Here is a 16,706-nt window from a genome sequence, read left to right on the forward strand (position 1 = left end):
CGCCGGATCGGCCGACTTGGACTCCGGCTCGGCATTGCCCTCGTCGCCCATGGCGATGCCGCGCCGCTTCGACACGTACACGGCGCCGACGATCACGAGCAGCGCCAGGACCGCGACGACCACACGCATGCCGACGCTCTCGTCCGCGCCGTAGGAGAACCTGATGACCGCGGGCGCGATGAGCAGCGCCACCAGGTTCATCACCTTCAACAGGGGGTTGATCGCGGGACCGGCGGTGTCCTTGAAGGGGTCGCCGACGGTGTCGCCGATGACGGTGGCCGCATGCGCCTCGCTGCCCTTGCCGCCGTGGTGGCCGTCCTCGACGAGTTTCTTCGCGTTGTCCCAGGCTCCACCGGAGTTGGCGAGGAACACCGCCATCAGCGTGCCCGCGCCGATCGCGCCCGCGAGGAAGGCGCCCAGGGCGCCGACGCCGAGCGTGAACCCGATGAAGATGGGCGCCATCACGGCGAGCAGACCGGGCGTGGCGAGCTCACGCAGGGCGTCCTTGGTGCAGATGTCGACGACCTTGCCGTACTCCGGTTTCTCGCTGTAGTCCATGATCCCGGGCTTCTCCCGGAACTGCCGCCGCACCTCGAAGACCACCGAACCCGCCGACCGCGACACCGCGTTGATCGCCAGCCCCGAGAACAGGAAGACGACCGCCGCGCCCGCGATGAGACCGACGAGGTTGTTGGGCTGGGAGATGTCCATCATCAGGCTCATCGGCGCGCCCTCGCCGCTGAGCCGCTCGCCCACGTCCCGCGCGCCGGTGGTGATGGCGTCCCGGTACGAGCCGAACAGCGCCGCCGCCGCGAGTACGGCCGTGGCGATCGCGATGCCCTTGGTGATGGCCTTGGTGGTGTTGCCGACCGCGTCCAGGTTGGTGAGCACCTGGGCGCCCGCGCCCTGGACGTCGCCGGACATCTCGGCGATGCCCTGCGCGTTGTCGGAGACCGGGCCGAAGGTGTCCATGGCGACGATCACACCGACCGTGGTGAGCAGTCCGGTGCCGGCCAGCGCCACCGCGAACAGCGCCAGCATGATCGACGTACCGCCGAGCAGGAACGCCCCGTACACGCCGAGTCCGATCAACAGGGCGGTGTAGACGGCGGATTCCAGGCCGATGGAGACGCCGGAGAGGACGACGGTGGCCGGTCCGGTCAGCGAGGTCCTGCCGATGTCCCGCACGGGACGCCGGGTGGTCTCGGTGAAGTAGCCGGTGAGCTGCTGGATCAGCGCGGCCAGCACGATGCCGATGGCCACCGCCACGAGGGCGAAGATCCGCGGGTCGCCGTCCTTGCCCCGGATCGCCGCGTCGGTGACGCCGTCGAGGCCGGCGTACGACGACGGCAGGTACACGAACACGGCGACCGCGACCAGGAGGAGCGAGATCACCGCGGAGACGAAGAAGCCCCGGTTGATGGCGCTCATGCCGCTGCGGTCGGCGCGCCGGGGCGCCACCGCGAAGATGCCGACCATCGCGGTGAGCACGCCGATCGCCGGGACCAGCAGCGGGAAGGCGAGCCCGGCGTCGCCGAACGCCGCCGAGCCGAGGATCAGCGCGGCCACCAGGGTCACCGCGTACGACTCGAAGAGGTCGGCCGCCATGCCCGCGCAGTCGCCGACGTTGTCGCCCACGTTGTCGGCGATGGTCGCGGCATTGCGCGGATCGTCCTCCGGAATGCCCTGCTCGACCTTGCCGACCAGGTCGGCGCCGACGTCGGCGGCCTTGGTGAAGATGCCGCCGCCGACCCGCATGAACATCGCGATCAGCGCGGCCCCGAGACCGAACCCCTCGAGCACCTTCGGCGCGTCCGCCGCGTACACCAGCACCACGCAGGAGGCGCCGAGCAGGCCGAGGCCCACGGTGAACATGCCGACGACGCCGCCCGTACGGAAAGCGATCTTCATCGCTCTGTGCGAAACGGCGGTGAGATCCTTTTCCGGCTCACCGGGAGCCGGAGTGGCTTCGCGCGCCGCCGCGGCGACCCGCACATTACTGCGCACGGCGAGCCACATACCGATATAGCCGGTGGCCGCCGAGAACGCCGCTCCGATCAAGAAGAACACCGAACGTCCGGCACGCTGATTCCAGTCGTCCGCGGGCAGCAGCATGAGCAGGAAGAACACGACCACGGCGAATACACCGAGGGTGCGCAACTGACGGGCCAGATAGGCGTTCGCGCCTTCCTGGACCGCTGCCGCGATCTTCTTCATGCTGTCGGTGCCCTCGCCGGCCGCGAGTACCTGGCGCACCAGGACGCCCGCGAGCACCAGAGCCGCCAGCGCCACGACGCCGATGACCACCACGAGCAGGCGGTTGTCGTCGGTCAGCACGGCGGCTGCGAGGGAGGTGGATCGGCCCGACTCGTAGGGGATGGAAAGCTCCGCCATTCGTCCTCCTTGACGCTTGGGCTGAGCTCACGATGTGGACGGAATTGTAGGTACCGGAACCTGATCAAAACAGGGCACGGGAAATACGAATGACCCGCACGCACTCGCCGTCAATGATCGCCGCACTATCGGCGAGCACGAATAGCTAATGCCTTTGGAGCATTTACCTGATCGCATTGTGGAGGGCACGGTCGGTCGTGAAGGAATTCACGCGATCAACCGCTCGAGACCACTGTAAGCGGGGGCACCGACACCCGCACATGGCGAAGGGCCCCACGAGGGGGCCCTTCGGTGGAACAGTCGCCGTCCGGGTGAACGGGTCAGGCGAGGAGGGTGGCCGGCGGCGTGGTGGGCCACCTCATGCGGATCGATCCGCCGTGCTCCCCTGCGCTGACCTCGACGTCGTCGACGAGGCCGCTGATGACCGCGAGGCCCATCTCGTCCTCCTCGGTCTCCGCGTCGGCTTCGGCGGGCCCGTCACCGGGCACGCGCCCGCCGGGGGCCGCGTGGGGCGCCTCGTCGCCGACCTCGATGGAGAACTGCTTCTCCTCCTCGATCAGCAGCACCTTCACGGGTGCCGAGATGCCGCCGTTCTGATGCAGTCCCACGGCCCGGCTGCACGCCTCGCCGACGGCCAGCCTGACCTCGTCGAGGACGGCCTCGTCCACTCCGGCCCTGCGCGCCACCGCCGCCGCCACCAGTCGGGCGGTCCTGACATGCTCGGGCAGCGCGCTGAAGCGGAGTTCAACGGTGGCCATGCATCCCCCTCGCAACTACGGGCACGGGCGTGCTGTGAAGAGGCCGGGCCACCAACAGCCCGGCCCTCCTCCGGTTTCGCTTCTCCGTCCCGGACGCAGCGGCCCCGGGACGGGGACGGTCAGTCGGTGGCCGCCACCGCTTCCTCGACCGAGGTGTGGATCGGGAACACCTTGGTGAGGCCGGTGATGCGGAAGATCTTGAGAATGCGCTCCTGGTTGCAGACCAGGCGCAGCGAGCCCTCGTGGGCTCGTACCCGCTTCAGGCCGCCGACCAGCACGCCGAGACCGGTGGAGTCGAGGAAGTCCACGCCTTCCATGTCGACGACAAGGTGGAAACTGCCGTCGTTCACCAGCTCGACCAGCTGCTCGCGCAGCTTGGGCGCGGTATATACGTCGATTTCGCCACCGACCCTGACGATCGTGCGATCGCCCACGGTCTCGGTCGACAGGGACAGGTCCACGGATCCTCCAGCACCTAGCTATCGAGCGGTCGCCCTTGGGGCATCTCGGCTCAGCCCCCGGGACGGTTCGCCAGCCGCGATGGCATTCAATCACTTACCGGCAGGCGTGCACGACGCCTTGGCCCCATTGTCCGTCACGCCAGTGACACACTCGGTGCCGATGGCCAAGAATCACCGATCCGATCGACCCCCGGCGGACACGCCGTCCAGGACCCTGCCGGGCACGGTCCTGGACCGGCTCGCGTCCGGACCGAGCCGGGCTTCGCGCGTTACTCATACGGAGCACTTGCCCCCGCGCGCCGGTCGCCATGCCGTCTGGCCGGACCGGATCCGCGCGGAGGTCGTCGCCGCCGTCCGGGCCGCGGGAATCGAGCACCCGTGGGCCCACCAGGCACGCGCCGCCGAGCACGCGCTGGACGGCGATTCCGTCGTGGTCGCCACCGGCACCGCCTCCGGAAAGTCCCTGGCGTACCTCACGCCGGTCCTCTCCACCCTCCTGGACGGTGCCGAGGCCCCGAACGGCCGCGGCGCGACGGCGCTCTACCTCGCCCCCACCAAGGCGCTCGCAGCGGACCAGTGCCGGTCCGTGAAGGAACTTTCACAACCACTGGGCCATTCGGTGCGCGCGGCGGTCTACGACGGCGACACTCCGTTCGAGGAGCGCGAGTGGATCCGCCAGTACGCCAACTACGTCCTGACCAACCCGGACATGCTCCACCGGGGCATCCTGCCCTCCCACGCCCGCTGGTCCTCCTTCCTGAAGTCGCTGAAGTACGTCGTCATCGACGAGTGCCACACCTACCGGGGCGTGTTCGGCTCGCACGTCGCCCAGGTGCTGCGCCGGCTGCGCCGCCTGTGCGCCCGCTACGGCGCCTCGCCGGTGTTCCTGCTGGCGTCCGCGACCGCCGCCGAGCCGGCGGTCGCCGCCCGCCGCCTGACCGGCCTGCCGGTCGTCGAGGTCGCGGACGACGCCTCACCCCGCGGTGAACTGGTGTTCGCCCTGTGGGAGCCGCCCCTCACCGAGCTGCACGGCGAGCGGGGCGCACCGGTCCGCCGCACGGCCACCGCCGAGGCCGCTGACCTGCTGACCGACCTCACGGTGCAGGGCGTCCGCTCGGTCACCTTCGTACGGTCCCGGCGCGGCGCCGAGCTGATCTCCGTGATCGCCCAGGAGCGCCTGGCCGAGGTGGACCGCTCGCTGGCCCGGCGCGTCGCCGCGTACCGGGGCGGTTACCTCCCCGAGGAGCGCCGTGCCCTCGAACGCGCCCTGCACTCCGGCGAACTCCTCGGCCTCGCGGCGACGAACGCCCTGGAACTCGGTGTGGACATCTCCGGCCTGGACGCCGTGGTGATCGCCGGCTATCCGGGCACCCGCGCCTCCCTGTGGCAGCAGGCCGGCCGCGCGGGACGGTCCGGGCAGGGCGCCCTCGCCGTCCTGGTCGCCCGCGACGACCCGCTGGACACGTTCCTCGTCCACCATCCCGAGGCGCTGTTCGACCAGCCGGTGGAGTCCACCGTCCTCGACCCCGACAACCCCTACGTGCTCGCCCCGCACCTGTGCGCGGCCGCCGAGGAACTGCCCCTGACCGAGGAGGACCTGGCCCTCTTCGGCCCGACCACCGAGGAACTCCTTCCGCAGCTGGAGGCCGCGAAGCTGCTGCGCCGCCGGACGAAGGCCTGGCACTGGACGCGGCGGGAGCGGGCAGCCGACCTGGCCGACATCCGGGGCGGGGGCGGCCGGCCGGTGCAGGTCGTCGAGGCCGGCACGGGCAGGCTGCTCGGCACGGTCGACGCCGGCGCCGCGCACACGAGCGTCCACGAGGGCGCTGTGCACCTGCACCAGGGGCTCACCTATCTCGTCCGCTCCCTCGACCTGGAGGACTCCGTCGCCCTGGTCGAGCAGGCGAGACCGACCTACACGACGGTCGCCCGGGACACCACCTCGATCTCCGTCCTGGAGACGGACACCGAGATCCCGTGGGGCGAGGGCCGCCTGTGCTTCGGCTCCGTCGAGGTCACCAACCAGGTGGTGTCCTTCCTGCGGCGGCGCGTCATCACCGGCGAAGTGCTCGGTGAGACGAAACTCGACCTCCCTCCTCGTACGCTGCGCACCCGCGCGGTGTGGTGGACGGTCACCGAGGACCAGCTGGACCGGGCCCGCGTCGACCCGGAGATCCTCGGCGGTGCCCTGCACGCCGCCGAGCACGCGTCGATCGGCATGCTGCCGCTCTTCGCGACCTGCGACCGCTGGGACATCGGCGGCGTCTCGGTCCCGCTGCATCCCGACACCCTGCTGCCCACGGTGTTCGTCTACGACGGCCACCCCGGCGGGGCGGGCTTCGCGGAACGCGCCTTCCACACCGCCCGGGCCTGGCTCACCGCCACCCGTCAGGCGATCGCCTCCTGCGAGTGCGACGCCGGGTGCCCCTCCTGCATCCAGTCCCCCAAGTGCGGCAACGGCAATGACCCTCTGCACAAGCGGGGCGCGGTCCGGCTGCTCACGGTGCTGCTGGAGGGGGCGCCGAAGGAGGAGGCGGCGGTGGCGGAGGCGCCGGTGGAGGAGTCGGTGCGGGACGAGGCGCCGCCGGAAGGAACGCCGGTGGGCGAGACGTCGGCGGGAGGGACGTCGGCGGGCGAGACGTCGGCGGGAGGTACGTCGGCGGGAGCGGAGGCTGCGTCGGGCCGGCCGGGCCCGCCCGGGCCCTGACCTCCACCGTGAAGGGCCCCCGGCCCGATGACACCGACACGTCCGACGCCTCCCCGACGATCACGCACCGCACGAGGCGGGTGCCCTGCGCGCGGGCGACCCGGTCGGCCCGAGCGCAGGCCGCCGTACCGCCCCGCGCCCAGTGGTCCGCCGCCGCGAGCGCCGCGAGGTCCGCGCCTCCGGCCGCGCGGTGCCGGACCACCACGGCGTGTCCGAGGGCCGCGACGGCGCCGAAGACGACACACAGCACGGCGATCGCGCCCACGCTCCACACGGTGGCGGATCCCCGGTCCGACCGGCGGCCGGGCGCCCGGCCGGCGCCCGGCGCCGGCACCGGTTTCCACACCCGCGTCGGCCTCGCCACCGGCCTCTGCCTGCGGACCACTCCGGTCACGCCGCCTCCCCCACTGTCTCCTCCGCCGCCGCTACGGCCTCCTCCCGCAGTTCGAAGGGCAGCCCGTGCAGGACCGGGGGCCGGGCCACGACGACGACCCGGACCCGGTCCGCCTCCCGGTTCACCGTGACCCGCGCGCCGCGCGGTGCCGCCTCGCGGGTCACCTCGACGACCGCGTCCGGCGGGTCCTGGCGGGCTGCCGCACGGGCGCCGGTGCGGGCCGCGTCCACGCACTGGATCTGCGCCGCCACCACCATCAGGCCCCAGACCAGGGCCGTCGCGAACATCACCAGGACGGGCAGCACCAGGGCCGACTCCGCCGTGACGAACCCGCGGTCCGCGCGCCGCTCACATCCGGCCATCGAGCGCCTGCTGCACGATGTTCCGCAGCGCCGTGCTGACCGGCCCGCTGGTGACCACCTTGTAGAGCACCACGGCGAACGCCACCGCCGCCACGATGCCCATCGCGTACTCCGACGTCACCATTCCGGCGTCCCGCCGTGCCGAACGCGCCCTGCACATCAGGGCACGCAGTCGTGCCCGTACCGCCTGATACATCTCAACCCCCATGAGGAAAGGACCTGTTGTCCGGTTTTCTTGTTGGTTCGCCGGCTCGCTTGCTCGCCAGTTCGTTGGTTCGCCGGCTCGTCGGCTCGGTAGTTCGTTAATTCGTTGGGTCGGTAGTTCGTTAATTCGTTGGGTCGGTAGTTCGTTGATGCGTTGGTCGTTGGTTCGTGGGTTCGCGAGTGCGTCGGTCCGCCAGCCCGCCGGTCAGCCGGCCGCGTTGGTGCGTCGGCGCACTGGTCCGTCGCGTCACCCACCGCCTCCCAGCACTCCGCCGGCGAGCCCGATCACCACGGGCAGCACGCCCACCGCGATGAACGCGGGCAGGAAGCACAGCCCCACCGGCGCACTGACCAGGACGGCCGCCTTCCGGGCACGTGCCGTCGACGCGCGGGCCCACTCCGCCCGGGCCTCGGCGGCGAGCCGGGCCATCGGAGCGGCCAGGGGCAGCCCGGACACATCGGCCCGCTCCAGCAGCCGTGCCAGCCGCGCGGCGCCGGGGAGCGCCCCCAACCGGTTCCAGGCAGCGGCCGGTTCGCCGCCGAGCCGCACCTCCGCCGCGCCGCGCGCCAGCGCGTCCCCGACGGGTCCGCCCAGGGTCTCTCCGACGGCCTGCGCGGCCAGTACCGGACCGGCGCCCGCCGCGATGCAGGCGGACAGCAGATCGGCGGCGAGGGGCAGTTGGCGCGCCGCCCCGGTGGTGTCGGGCTCCCGCGCGCCGGAACCGGCCGCCTGTCGCCGGAGCCGTATGCGCCACAGTCCGGCCGCGGCGGCCAGTCCCACCGCCACTCCGGCGGGACCGCCCACCAGCACCCACCCGGCACACGCGACGCCCGCGTACGGCAGCCCGTTCCGCGCGACGCTCAGCCGCGCGAGGGGTGAGGCGGTCGTCGTCGTCCGTGCCGGTGCCAGTGCCCCGGTCAGTCGCCGCCGCACCCGGCGTTCGCACCGCGTCCGGTCGCACCATCCCACCAGCCAGGCGAGTGCCGACACCGTCCCCACGACCGCCCCCAGCCTGTGGACAACGTCCCCGCTCACGCGGTCACCTCCTCGGCGGTCCGCATGATCCGCAGCGCCCACCACAGGCCCAGGCCCTCCAGCACTCCGCCGGCCGCCAGACAGATCAGCCCCGACGACGTGTGCAGCAGGATGTGCAGCGGGTCGGCGCCGAGCGCCGCGCCGAGCGCCAGACCCACGACCGGGAGCCCGGCGAGCAGGACCGCCGTGGCCCGGGCGCCGGCCAACTGGGCGCGCAGGTCGGCCCGCTGGTCCCGTTCGGCACGCAGCGCCGCTTCGAGCCGGTCGACCCCGGCCGCGAGCCCGGCGCCCTGGTCCACCGCCACCCGCCAGCAGGCGGCGAGCCCGCGCAGTCCTTCGGCGCCCGGTTGCCGGGCCGCCGCCGTGAGGGCGTCCGGGACGTCCCCGCCGAACCGCGCCGCCGCCAGCACCGCCGCCTGCATGTCACCGAGCCCACCGGAGTCCCGCGCGGCCGGCAGCAGCGCCTCACCCGGCTGCCGCCCGGCCCGCACCTCCCCGGCCAGGGCCGTGCACAGCGCAATCACGGCGTCGGCGCGCCGCTCCCGCGCCCGGCGCTCCGCCGCCGCCCGGCGCACCCTGCGCAGCACGGGCATCCCGACCACCCCCGCGACGACCGGGAGCACCGACGCGCCCAGCACCGCCAGCACCATGCCGACGGCCGGCGACGACCACTCGGGTCGCAGCCGCCTCCGGACCCGCCCCCACGCGGCCATGACGCGGGACCATCCCGGCGCCGGCCCGCTCCCCGCCGAACCACCGCCGGCCAGCAGCAGCCTCGCCCGCCCGGCCCCGGACCGGCCGCTGCCGCCGCCCAGCAGCCAGGCAGCGGCCCCGAGGCAGGCGGTCGCCGCGCCCATCGACATCTGTGTCGCCCCGTTCACCGCCCGGTCCCTTCGCGCGGTCGTTCACCGTTCGTGCCGCGCAGCAGCTGCCGCAGCCGCTGCCATCCCTGCTCGGGCAGGAACGCCTCCGGTCCCCACCGCAGCGCCGGTACCGTCCGCACCAGCCCGGACGGGTCCCGTTCCAGCACGTGCACCTCCGCGATCCGCCGCCGCCCGCTGCGGTCCCGTACCAGGTGCAGCACCACCGACAAGGCGGCCGCCAACTGGCTGTGCAGCGCGAGGCGATCGAGTCCTGCGGCCGTGCCGAGCGCCTCCAGCCGGGCCGGCACATCGGCGGCGGCATTGGCGTGGACCGTGCACGAGCCGCCTTCGTGGCCGGTGTTGAGGGCGGCCAGGAGGTGCACCACCTCAGGGCCGCGCACCTCGCCGACCACGAGCCGGTCGGGCCGCATCCGCAGTGCCTGCCGCACGAGGTCCTCGAGGGTGACGAGGCCCGCGCCCTCCTGGTTGGCGGGTCTGGTCTCCAGCCGTACCACGTGCGGGTGTTCCGGCCGCAGTTCCGCCGAGTCCTCGGCCAGGACGATGCGTTCGTCCGGTCCAACGAGCCCCAGCAGCGCGCTCAGCAGGGTCGTCTTGCCGCTGCCGGTCCCTCCGCTGACCAGGAACGACAGGCGCGCGTCCAGCAGCGCCCGGAGCACGCGGTCGCCGCCCGGCGGCACCGTCCCGGCCGCCGTCAGTTCGTCGAGCGTGAAGGCTCGTGGCCGGACGACCCGCAGGGACAGGCAGGTGCCGCCCACCGCCACCGGGGGCAGCACCGCGTGCAGCCGGGTCCCGTCGGGCAGTCGCGCGTCGGCCCAGGGGCGGGCGTCGTCCAGACGGCGTCCTGCCACGGCGGCGAGCCGCTGTGCCAGGCGCCGGACGGCCGTCTCGTCCGGGAAGGCGATGTCGGTGAGTTCCAGTCCGCCGCCCCGGTCCACCCAGACCCGGTCCGGCGCCGAGACCAGCACGTCGGTCACCGAGCCGTCGGCCAGGAGCCTCTCCAGCGGCCCGCTGCCGACCAGTTCGGACCGCAACTGCTCGGCCGCCCCGAGCACTTCGGCGTCACCGAGCACCCGGCCCTGGTCCCTCAGCGCCTGTGCCACCCGCGCGGGCGTCGGCTCGGCCCCGCTCTCGGCCAGCCACCGCCGCACCCCGTCGAGCAGCCCGGGAGGCGTGCCCGTCCCGGTCGTCGCAGGTTTCGTCATGCCGTCCTCGCCTCCACCAGCGCCCGCTCCCAGAACTCCTTGCAGAAGCGGGCCAGCGGTCCCCGGCCCGACGCCCCTGGTGGTCGCGCCGCCTCGTTCGGCCGTTGCAGAGCGGGCTCGGCGGGGACGTCTCCGGCGAGGGGCAGCCCGAGCAGCCGGGCGACCTCACGGTCGTCCAGGCCGGGCGCGTACGGGCCGCGTGCCGCCACCCGCAGGTCGCGCAGGACCATGCGCACGGCGGAGGCGACGCGCCCGGCCGCCGCGACGGCGCGCAGCTCGGCGGGGACCACGAGGAGCCCCAGGTCGAGCTGGGCGAGGACTTCGGCGACCCCGTCGTCGACGCGGCGCGGCAGGTCGACCACGACGGTGCCGCCGCCGCGGCGGGCCGCGGCGAGCACCGCGCGTACGGCCTGGGGCGGTACGGCGAGGCAGTCGCCGCGGTCCCAGCTGAGCACCCGCAGCGAGTGCAGTTCCGGCAGTGATTCCTCCAGGGCGCCGCCGCCGACCCGACCGCGGGACGCCGCGAACGCGGGCCAGCGCAGTCCTTTGGCCGTCTCGCCGCCGAGCGCCACGTCGAGCCCGCCGCCCAGCGGGTCCGCGTCGACCAGAAGGGTGCGCAGTCCCTCCCGCGCGGAGGTGACGGCGAGCGCGCAGGCGAGTGTGGAGGCCCCGGCGCCGCCCCGGCCGCCGATGACCCCGACGGTCAGGGCGGGCCGCCCGACGCCCTCGGCCACGTCGGCGATGCGGTCGACCAGCCATTGCTCGCCGTCCGGCAGCATCAGCACGTGGTCGGCGCCGATCTCCACGGCCCGGCGCCAGACCCCGGAGTCGTCCTGGTCGCGGCCGACCAGCACCACCCCGGGCCGGCGCGCCGCCCCGCGCACGCGCCGCGCGGCGTCGTCGCCGACCAGGACGAGCGGTGCGGCCTCCCAGCTGCCTCTCGGTTCCGGCGCCCCGTGCCGGACCTCCGGTGTGGCGCCGGCCGCCGCGCACAGGCGCAGCAGGTCGTCGAGGAGCGCGGGGTCCTCGGTGACGATCAGTGGTGCGCCCGGCCGGCCTCCTCCGGTGCTGGGCTGTGGATCGTGCGTGATGGTTCCGGCCATGTTCGTCCCCCTTTGTTGTGTCGCTCGCGGGGCCGTTGCGGCCCTTCGAATCCCGGACGTGGAAGAACCGGCAGACGGCCTTCCAGTGAACGGCCGACAGAAACCGGCCATACGCGACCACCCGACAATCACGAGCAACCGTGAACTCGCGGCGATCGGGGCGCGTCGGAAACACGGTGCATCGATCCGGAAAAACTTGTGGATCTTGGTGGATAACTGTGGACGAGTCGGCCGCTGTGAATATCGCGGTCACCCATACCGGTGAGCTCCGCCTGCCCTCTGTACGACACCCGCAGAGCAGTCCGACGACTACCGAAGGTAACCAGCCATGTACACAACAAGTCGCCGCCACATGGATGCCGCGACGGCGTTCCAGCCGTGAAGAGGGGAGAGAAAACGCGTCCGGACATGCGACGACCCCCGCCGGGGGGGAGAGCGGGGGTCGTCCCCACGGCCGACTCGGGGGGGGAGGAGTCGGACCGGGTTAGCACGGTCGCGAACGATCCGTGACTTCCATGGTGTACCCGAGAGCCTTCTCAGGCAAACCCACGCGCCCCACCTTACGCCGAATGGGCTGCGCCTATGCTCAAGGGCGTGGAAAACCACTCGTTGCCCCGCACAGCTGCCTTCTTTGACCTGGACAAGACGGTCATTGCGAAGTCGAGCACGCTCACGTTCAGCAAGTCGTTCTACCAAGGCGGCCTGATCAACCGCCGGGCCGTCCTGCGAACCGCCTATGCCCAGTTCGTGTTCCTGGCCGGTGGCGCGGACCACGACCAGATGGAGCGGATGCGCAAGTACCTCTCCGCCTTGTGCCGCGGCTGGAACGTCCAGCAGGTCAAGGAGATCGTCGCCGAGACGCTGCACGACCTGATCGACCCGATCATCTACGACGAGGCCGCCACCCTCATCGAGCAGCACCACACCGCGGGGCGCGACGTCGTGATCGTGTCCACCTCGGGCGCCGAGGTGGTCGAGCCGATCGGCGAACTGCTCGGCGCCGACCGGGTCGTGGCCACCCGCATGGTGGTCGGTGACGACGGCTGCTTCACCGGCGAGGTGGAGTACTACGCGTACGGTCCGACGAAGGCCGAGGCGATCAGGGAACTGGCCGAGTCCGAGGGCTACGACCTGGGCCGTTGCTACGCGTACAGCGATTCGGTGACCGATGTGCCGATGCTGGAGTCGGTGGGCCACCCGCACGCCGTGAACCCCGACCGCGCACTGCGCCGCGAGGCCCTGGCGCGGGGCTGGCCCATCCTCGACTTCCACCGGCCGGTACGGCTCAAGCAGCGCCTCCCCGCGTTCTCCGTGCCGCCGCGCCCCGCCCTGGTCGCGGCGGCCGCCATAGGAGCCGCGGCAGCCACCGCGGGCCTCGTCTGGTACGCCAGCCGGCGCCGCGCGACCGTGGCCTGAACCGCCGCGCGGCGGGGTGCCGGCAAGGGCCGGGCACCCCGCGCCTTTTCTGAGCCGTTCCCTCAAAATCCTTGAACGCAAAAGTAAAGAAGCAGAACCAGGACTTCCGCTTACTTCGAACCCGGAGTACAAAGGACTTGACGGCCCGCGAGACCAAGGACATCCGAGAGGATCTCCTTCACAACGCAATTGGCCCCACGGACCGAGCATGAACACCGCGCACCCACGCGACGTCGACCCGTCGATTACGGGCCAGCCGCACCAGGTGACGGGCGAAGTTCCCGACCTGATGGGCATATATCGAGGACGCCTGGTAACCCGGTGGACATGCCAGCGGCGGTACGAGTACTCGTACCGCCGCATCTCTGTTCGAGCCCTTGGTGCAGCTTCCGGAACCCTTTAAGCCGCCCCGCGCTGAAGCGCCTCGCAGACCGCCGTCGATTCACGCGCCCCCAGCTCGACCGCGCGCCCGCAGTGCGCGATCCAGGCGGCCACGCCCTCGGGAGTGCCGGACACATAACCTTCCAGCGCCGCGAGATAGGCGTCCCGTCCCAGCTCCGCGTGCCCGACCTCGGCAGGACAGACCGACTTCGGGTCGAGCCCGCTGCCGATCAGGACGATGCGCTCGGCCGTGCGGGCGACCAGGCCGTTGTGGGAGGTGAAGGGGCGCAGCGCGAGCAGTTCGCCGTGCACGACGGCGGCCGTCACCAGCGCCGGGGCGGAACCGCCGGCGATGACCAGTTCGGACAGCCCCTCCAGCCGGCCGTGCGCCTCCGCGGCACTCGGCAGCGGCAGCCCGATCGAGGGCTCGTCGACCGGCTCGCCGTCCTGACGGGGCCGCCCGACCTGCTCGGCCTTGTCGGCGGCGGCGACCAGGTGCAGCCGGGCCAGCACCCTCAGGGGAGACTGCCGCCAGATGGACAGCAGTTGACCCGCCTCCGAGGTCAGCCGCAGGGCCGCACCCATGGTGCGCGCCTGCGGGTCACCGCTGAAGTCGCTCCGCCGGCGCACCTCCTCCAGGGCCCAGTCCGCGCCGGACAGCGCCGCCGAGCCGCGGGCGCCGCGCAGCGCGGCCTCCGAGGTGACCTCGTTGCTGCGCCTGCGCATGACCCGGTGCCCGTAGACCCGGTCCACCGCCTTGCGCACGGACTCCACGGAGTCGGCCACGCCGGGCAGCGAGCCCAGGGCCGCCAGGGGATCCCCGCTGCTCGAGCCGTTCCGGGAGCCCGGGGAGGGATCGGCGTTCGCGCCAGTCGTACTCATGGGTACGACACTACGCATCCCGGTCCCGCGCTCCACGATGGAGTGGTCTTCCTCACGCCCGCCTGCCACCTACAGCTATCGACCCGTTACGCTTCGCGACCATGAGAATTGCTTTCGTGGGGAAGGGCGGCAGCGGGAAGACGACCCTGTCCTCCCTCTTCATCCGGCATCTCGCGGCCGGGGGCGCCCCGGTCGTCGCCGTGGACGCCGACATCAACCAGCACCTCGGGGCCGCGCTGGGGCTGGACGAGACCGAGGCGGCCGCCCTGCCCGCGATGGGCGAGCACCTGCCGCTCATCAAGGACTACCTGCGCGGCACCAATCCACGCATCGCGTCGGCCGACACGATGATCAAGACGACACCGCCCGGTGAGGGCTCCCGGTTGATGCGGGTGTGCGAGGACAACCCGGTCTACGACGCCTGCGCCCGGCCGGTGGAACTCGACGGCGGGGCCGTCCGTTTGATGGTCACCGGCCCCTTCACCGACGCCGACGTGGGGGTCACCTGCTACCACTCCAAGACCGGAGCGGTGGAGCTGTGCCTCAACCACCTGGTGGACGGCCCCGGCGAGTACGTCGTGGTCGACATGACGGCCGGCTCGGACTCCTTCGCCTCCGGCCTGTTCACCCGCTTCGACCTCACGTTCCTCGTGGCCGAGCCGACCCGGAAGGGGGTTTCCGTCTACCGCCAGTACAAGGAGTACGCCCGCGACTTCGGCGTCGCCCTGAAGGTCGTCGGCAACAAGGTGCAGGGCCCGGACGACCTCGACTTCCTGTGCGCGGAGGTCGGGGAGGACCTGCTGGTGACGGTGGGGCACTCGGACTGGGTCCGGGCCATGGAGAAGGGCCGGCCGCCCCGGTTCGCACTCCTGGAGGAGCCCAACCGGGACGCCCTGCGCCGGCTGCACACGGCCGCGGACGCCGCGTACGCGCTGCGAGACCGGGAGCGCTACACCCGCCAGATGGTGCACTTCCACCTCAAGAACGCCCAGTCCTGGGGCAACGAGCGCACCGGGACCGACCTGGCGGCCCAGGTCGACCCCGGTTTCGTGCTCGGCGGTCAGGTCACGGCGTCCGTCTGAGGCTCACCGCCGCGCCGCGGGAGCTCCGGGGACCCCCTTGGGGGCCGGGGCCGGCTCGCCGGACAGGTAGGCCTTCCAGCCCTGCTTCGGGGCCTGGCCCACCTTGAGCGCGCGCAGTTTCCTCAGGGTCGCCGGGTCCTGGGCGTCCAGCCAGTCCACGAGTTGCCGGAAGGAGACACAGCGCACGTCGGACTTGTTGCACACCGTCTCGACGACCTCCTCGACGGCCCGCATGTAGGTGCCGCCGTTCCAGGACTCGAAGTGGTTGCCGATGATCAGGGGCGCGCGGTTGCCCTCGTAGGCGCGCTCGAAGCCCTGGAGGAGTCCGTCGCGCATCTGGTCGCCCCACAGTTCGTGCTTGGCGGGGTCGCCCTGGGTGGTGGTGCCGGACTGGTTGACCATGAAGTTGTAGTCCATGGTGAGCTGTTCGAAGGAGTGCCCGGGGAAGGGCACGAGCTGCAGCGGCAGGGCCCACAGCCCGTGCTTCTTCTTCGGCCAGACCTGGTTGCCGACGCCGCTGGTGTCGTAGCGGAAGCCCAGGTCGCGTGCTGCCTTCACGAAGTTCTTCTGCCCCTCCAGGCAGGGGGTGCGGGCGCCGATGAGCTCCTTGTCGTAGTCGAAGGGCAGCGGGGCCGAGTTCCTCATGCCGGTGTTGGTCTTCCAGGTCCTCACGAACTGCTTGGCCTGGGAGATCTCGTCCTTCCAGTCCGCCACCGACCATTCACCGACGCCGCCGCCGCTGCCGCAGAAGTGGCCGTTGAAGTGGGTGCCGATCTCGTTGCCCTCCAGCCAGGCCAGGCGCAACTGCTTCACGGTGTCGGCGATGCCCTGCCGGTCGTTGAAGCCGATGTCCGAGCGGCCCGGGGAGTGCTGGGGCGGGTGGTAGAGGTCCCGCTTCTCCTCCGGGAGGAGGTACACGCCGCTCAGGAAGTACGTCATGGTCGCGTTGTTCTCCTTGGCGAGCTTGCGGAAGTGGGAGAACAGCTTCTGGCCGTCCTCGCCCGCTCCGTCCCAGGAGAAGACCACGAACTGCGGCGGCTTCTCGCCGGGCTTCAGCCGCTCGGGGCGGGGCAGGTGCGGCTGCGCCCCGGTGTACGCGGTGGAGCCGTCGCCGATCAGCCGGACCACGTTCTTCGGCGCGGGGGCCGGTTCGGCCTTCCTCTGGTCCCGTTCCTGCTCGCCGGTGCCGTCGCCGCCGGTCCCGCAGCCGGCGAGCGAGGCGACGCAGACCGCGGCGATGACGCTGCCCGTGGCGATCCTGTGGGTGGCGGCCATCCGCCCACCTTCTTCCTTCTCTCGGGCCGAGCTCGATGAGGGCGCTGTCTGGTGCTGTGCCGGCCCACGCCGACAGCGCCGTCAAAGTCGCACGGAACGAAGAAGGAACTAATACGACAAGCCGACGAAATGGCTAGTTCACCCTCACAGGTGATTGCTTCCTCC

14 protein-coding genes and 1 pseudogene are annotated in these 16,706 nt (G+C 72.1%); 3 read left to right on the forward strand and 12 right to left on the reverse strand.

Translation table 11 applies throughout. The features are described from left to right. The 3 genes from FGW31_RS15560 to bldG form a co-directional block, all read right to left on the reverse strand. Positions 1-2,394: sodium-translocating pyrophosphatase (locus FGW31_RS15560; protein ID WP_142194023.1), on the reverse strand; the 2,394-nt coding region annotated here is incomplete at its 3' end. Positions 2,395-2,714: 320 nt separating this feature from the next. Next, positions 2,715-3,152, reverse strand: a complete 438-nt coding sequence (locus FGW31_RS15565; protein ID WP_142194024.1) for an ATP-binding protein — start codon at positions 3,150-3,152, stop codon at positions 2,715-2,717. 119 nt (positions 3,153-3,271) lie between these two features. Continuing rightward, on the reverse strand, positions 3,272-3,613 hold the full coding sequence (bldG, locus tag FGW31_RS15570; RefSeq protein ID WP_006132569.1) for an anti-sigma factor antagonist BldG: 342 nt from the start codon (positions 3,611-3,613) through the stop codon (positions 3,272-3,274). A 79-nt stretch (positions 3,614-3,692) separates the two neighbouring features. Here bldG and FGW31_RS15575 point away from each other — a divergent pair, with 79 nt between their 5' ends. Next, a complete protein-coding gene (locus FGW31_RS15575; protein ID WP_233452491.1) occupies positions 3,693-6,320 on the forward strand; it encodes a DEAD/DEAH box helicase in 2,628 nt (875 codons plus the stop codon). On the opposite strand, the pseudogene FGW31_RS15580 reads toward FGW31_RS15575, so the two are convergent. From FGW31_RS15580 to ssd, 7 genes and pseudogenes are all read right to left on the reverse strand, one after another. Further along, positions 6,271-6,654 (reverse strand): annotated as a pseudogene (locus tag FGW31_RS15580) (Rv3654c family TadE-like protein); the annotation flags it as partial. The gene FGW31_RS15575 and the pseudogene FGW31_RS15580 sit on opposite strands and share 50 nt — an antisense overlap. A 56-nt stretch (positions 6,655-6,710) precedes the next feature. Further along, a complete protein-coding gene (locus FGW31_RS15585) occupies positions 6,711-7,076 on the reverse strand; it encodes a TadE family type IV pilus minor pilin (protein WP_142194025.1) in 366 nt (121 codons plus the stop codon). After that, on the reverse strand, positions 7,063-7,272 hold the full coding sequence (locus FGW31_RS15590; RefSeq protein ID WP_142194172.1) for a DUF4244 domain-containing protein: 210 nt from the start codon (positions 7,270-7,272) through the stop codon (positions 7,063-7,065). The genes FGW31_RS15585 and FGW31_RS15590 overlap by 14 nt, the downstream gene beginning before the upstream one ends. Positions 7,273-7,527: 255 nt before the next feature. Beyond that, positions 7,528-8,316 carry a type II secretion system F family protein gene (locus tag FGW31_RS15595; protein ID WP_142194026.1) on the reverse strand — a complete coding sequence of 263 codons (789 nt, stop codon included), beginning with the start codon at positions 8,314-8,316 and terminating at the stop codon, positions 7,528-7,530. Then, on the reverse strand, positions 8,313-9,173 hold the full coding sequence (locus FGW31_RS15600) for a type II secretion system F family protein (RefSeq protein ID WP_142194173.1): 861 nt from the start codon (positions 9,171-9,173) through the stop codon (positions 8,313-8,315). The genes FGW31_RS15595 and FGW31_RS15600 overlap by 4 nt, the downstream gene beginning before the upstream one ends. 20 nt (positions 9,174-9,193) lie before the next feature. Next, positions 9,194-10,402, reverse strand: a complete 1,209-nt coding sequence (locus FGW31_RS15605; protein ID WP_142194027.1) for a TadA family conjugal transfer-associated ATPase — start codon at positions 10,400-10,402, stop codon at positions 9,194-9,196. Further along, entirely contained in the window at positions 10,399-11,505 is a 1,107-nt protein-coding gene (gene ssd / locus FGW31_RS15610; protein ID WP_142194028.1) for a septum site-determining protein Ssd, read from the reverse strand. Before ssd ends, FGW31_RS15605 begins: the two co-directional genes overlap by 4 nt. Before the next feature lie 582 nt (positions 11,506-12,087). On the opposite strand from ssd, the gene FGW31_RS15615 reads away from it, so the two are divergent. Then, positions 12,088-12,921: an HAD family hydrolase gene (locus FGW31_RS15615; protein WP_142194029.1), complete on the forward strand. Its 834-nt coding sequence runs from the start codon at positions 12,088-12,090 to the stop codon at positions 12,919-12,921. 399 nt (positions 12,922-13,320) lie between these two features. Here the strand turns inward: FGW31_RS15615 and FGW31_RS15620 are convergent, their stop codons facing one another. Continuing rightward, on the reverse strand, positions 13,321-14,184 hold the full coding sequence (locus tag FGW31_RS15620) for a Fic family protein (protein ID WP_233452492.1): 864 nt from the start codon (positions 14,182-14,184) through the stop codon (positions 13,321-13,323). Positions 14,185-14,285: 101 nt separating this feature from the next. Here FGW31_RS15620 and FGW31_RS15625 point away from each other — a divergent pair, with 101 nt between their 5' ends. Then, positions 14,286-15,266, forward strand: coding sequence for an ATP-binding protein (locus FGW31_RS15625; RefSeq protein WP_142194030.1), 981 nt, complete (start codon positions 14,286-14,288; stop codon positions 15,264-15,266). 3 nt (positions 15,267-15,269) lie between these two features. Here the strand turns inward: FGW31_RS15625 and FGW31_RS15630 are convergent, their stop codons facing one another. Next, complete coding sequence (locus FGW31_RS15630; RefSeq protein WP_142194031.1) at positions 15,270-16,541, reverse strand: polysaccharide deacetylase family protein; 1,272 nt, start codon at positions 16,539-16,541, stop codon at positions 15,270-15,272. Between the last annotated feature and the right edge of the window lie 165 nt (positions 16,542-16,706).

Origin of the sequence: Streptomyces calvus, assembly GCF_006782915.1 — a bacterium.
In the GTDB taxonomy this organism is placed as follows: domain Bacteria; phylum Actinomycetota; class Actinomycetes; order Streptomycetales; family Streptomycetaceae; genus Streptomyces; species Streptomyces calvus.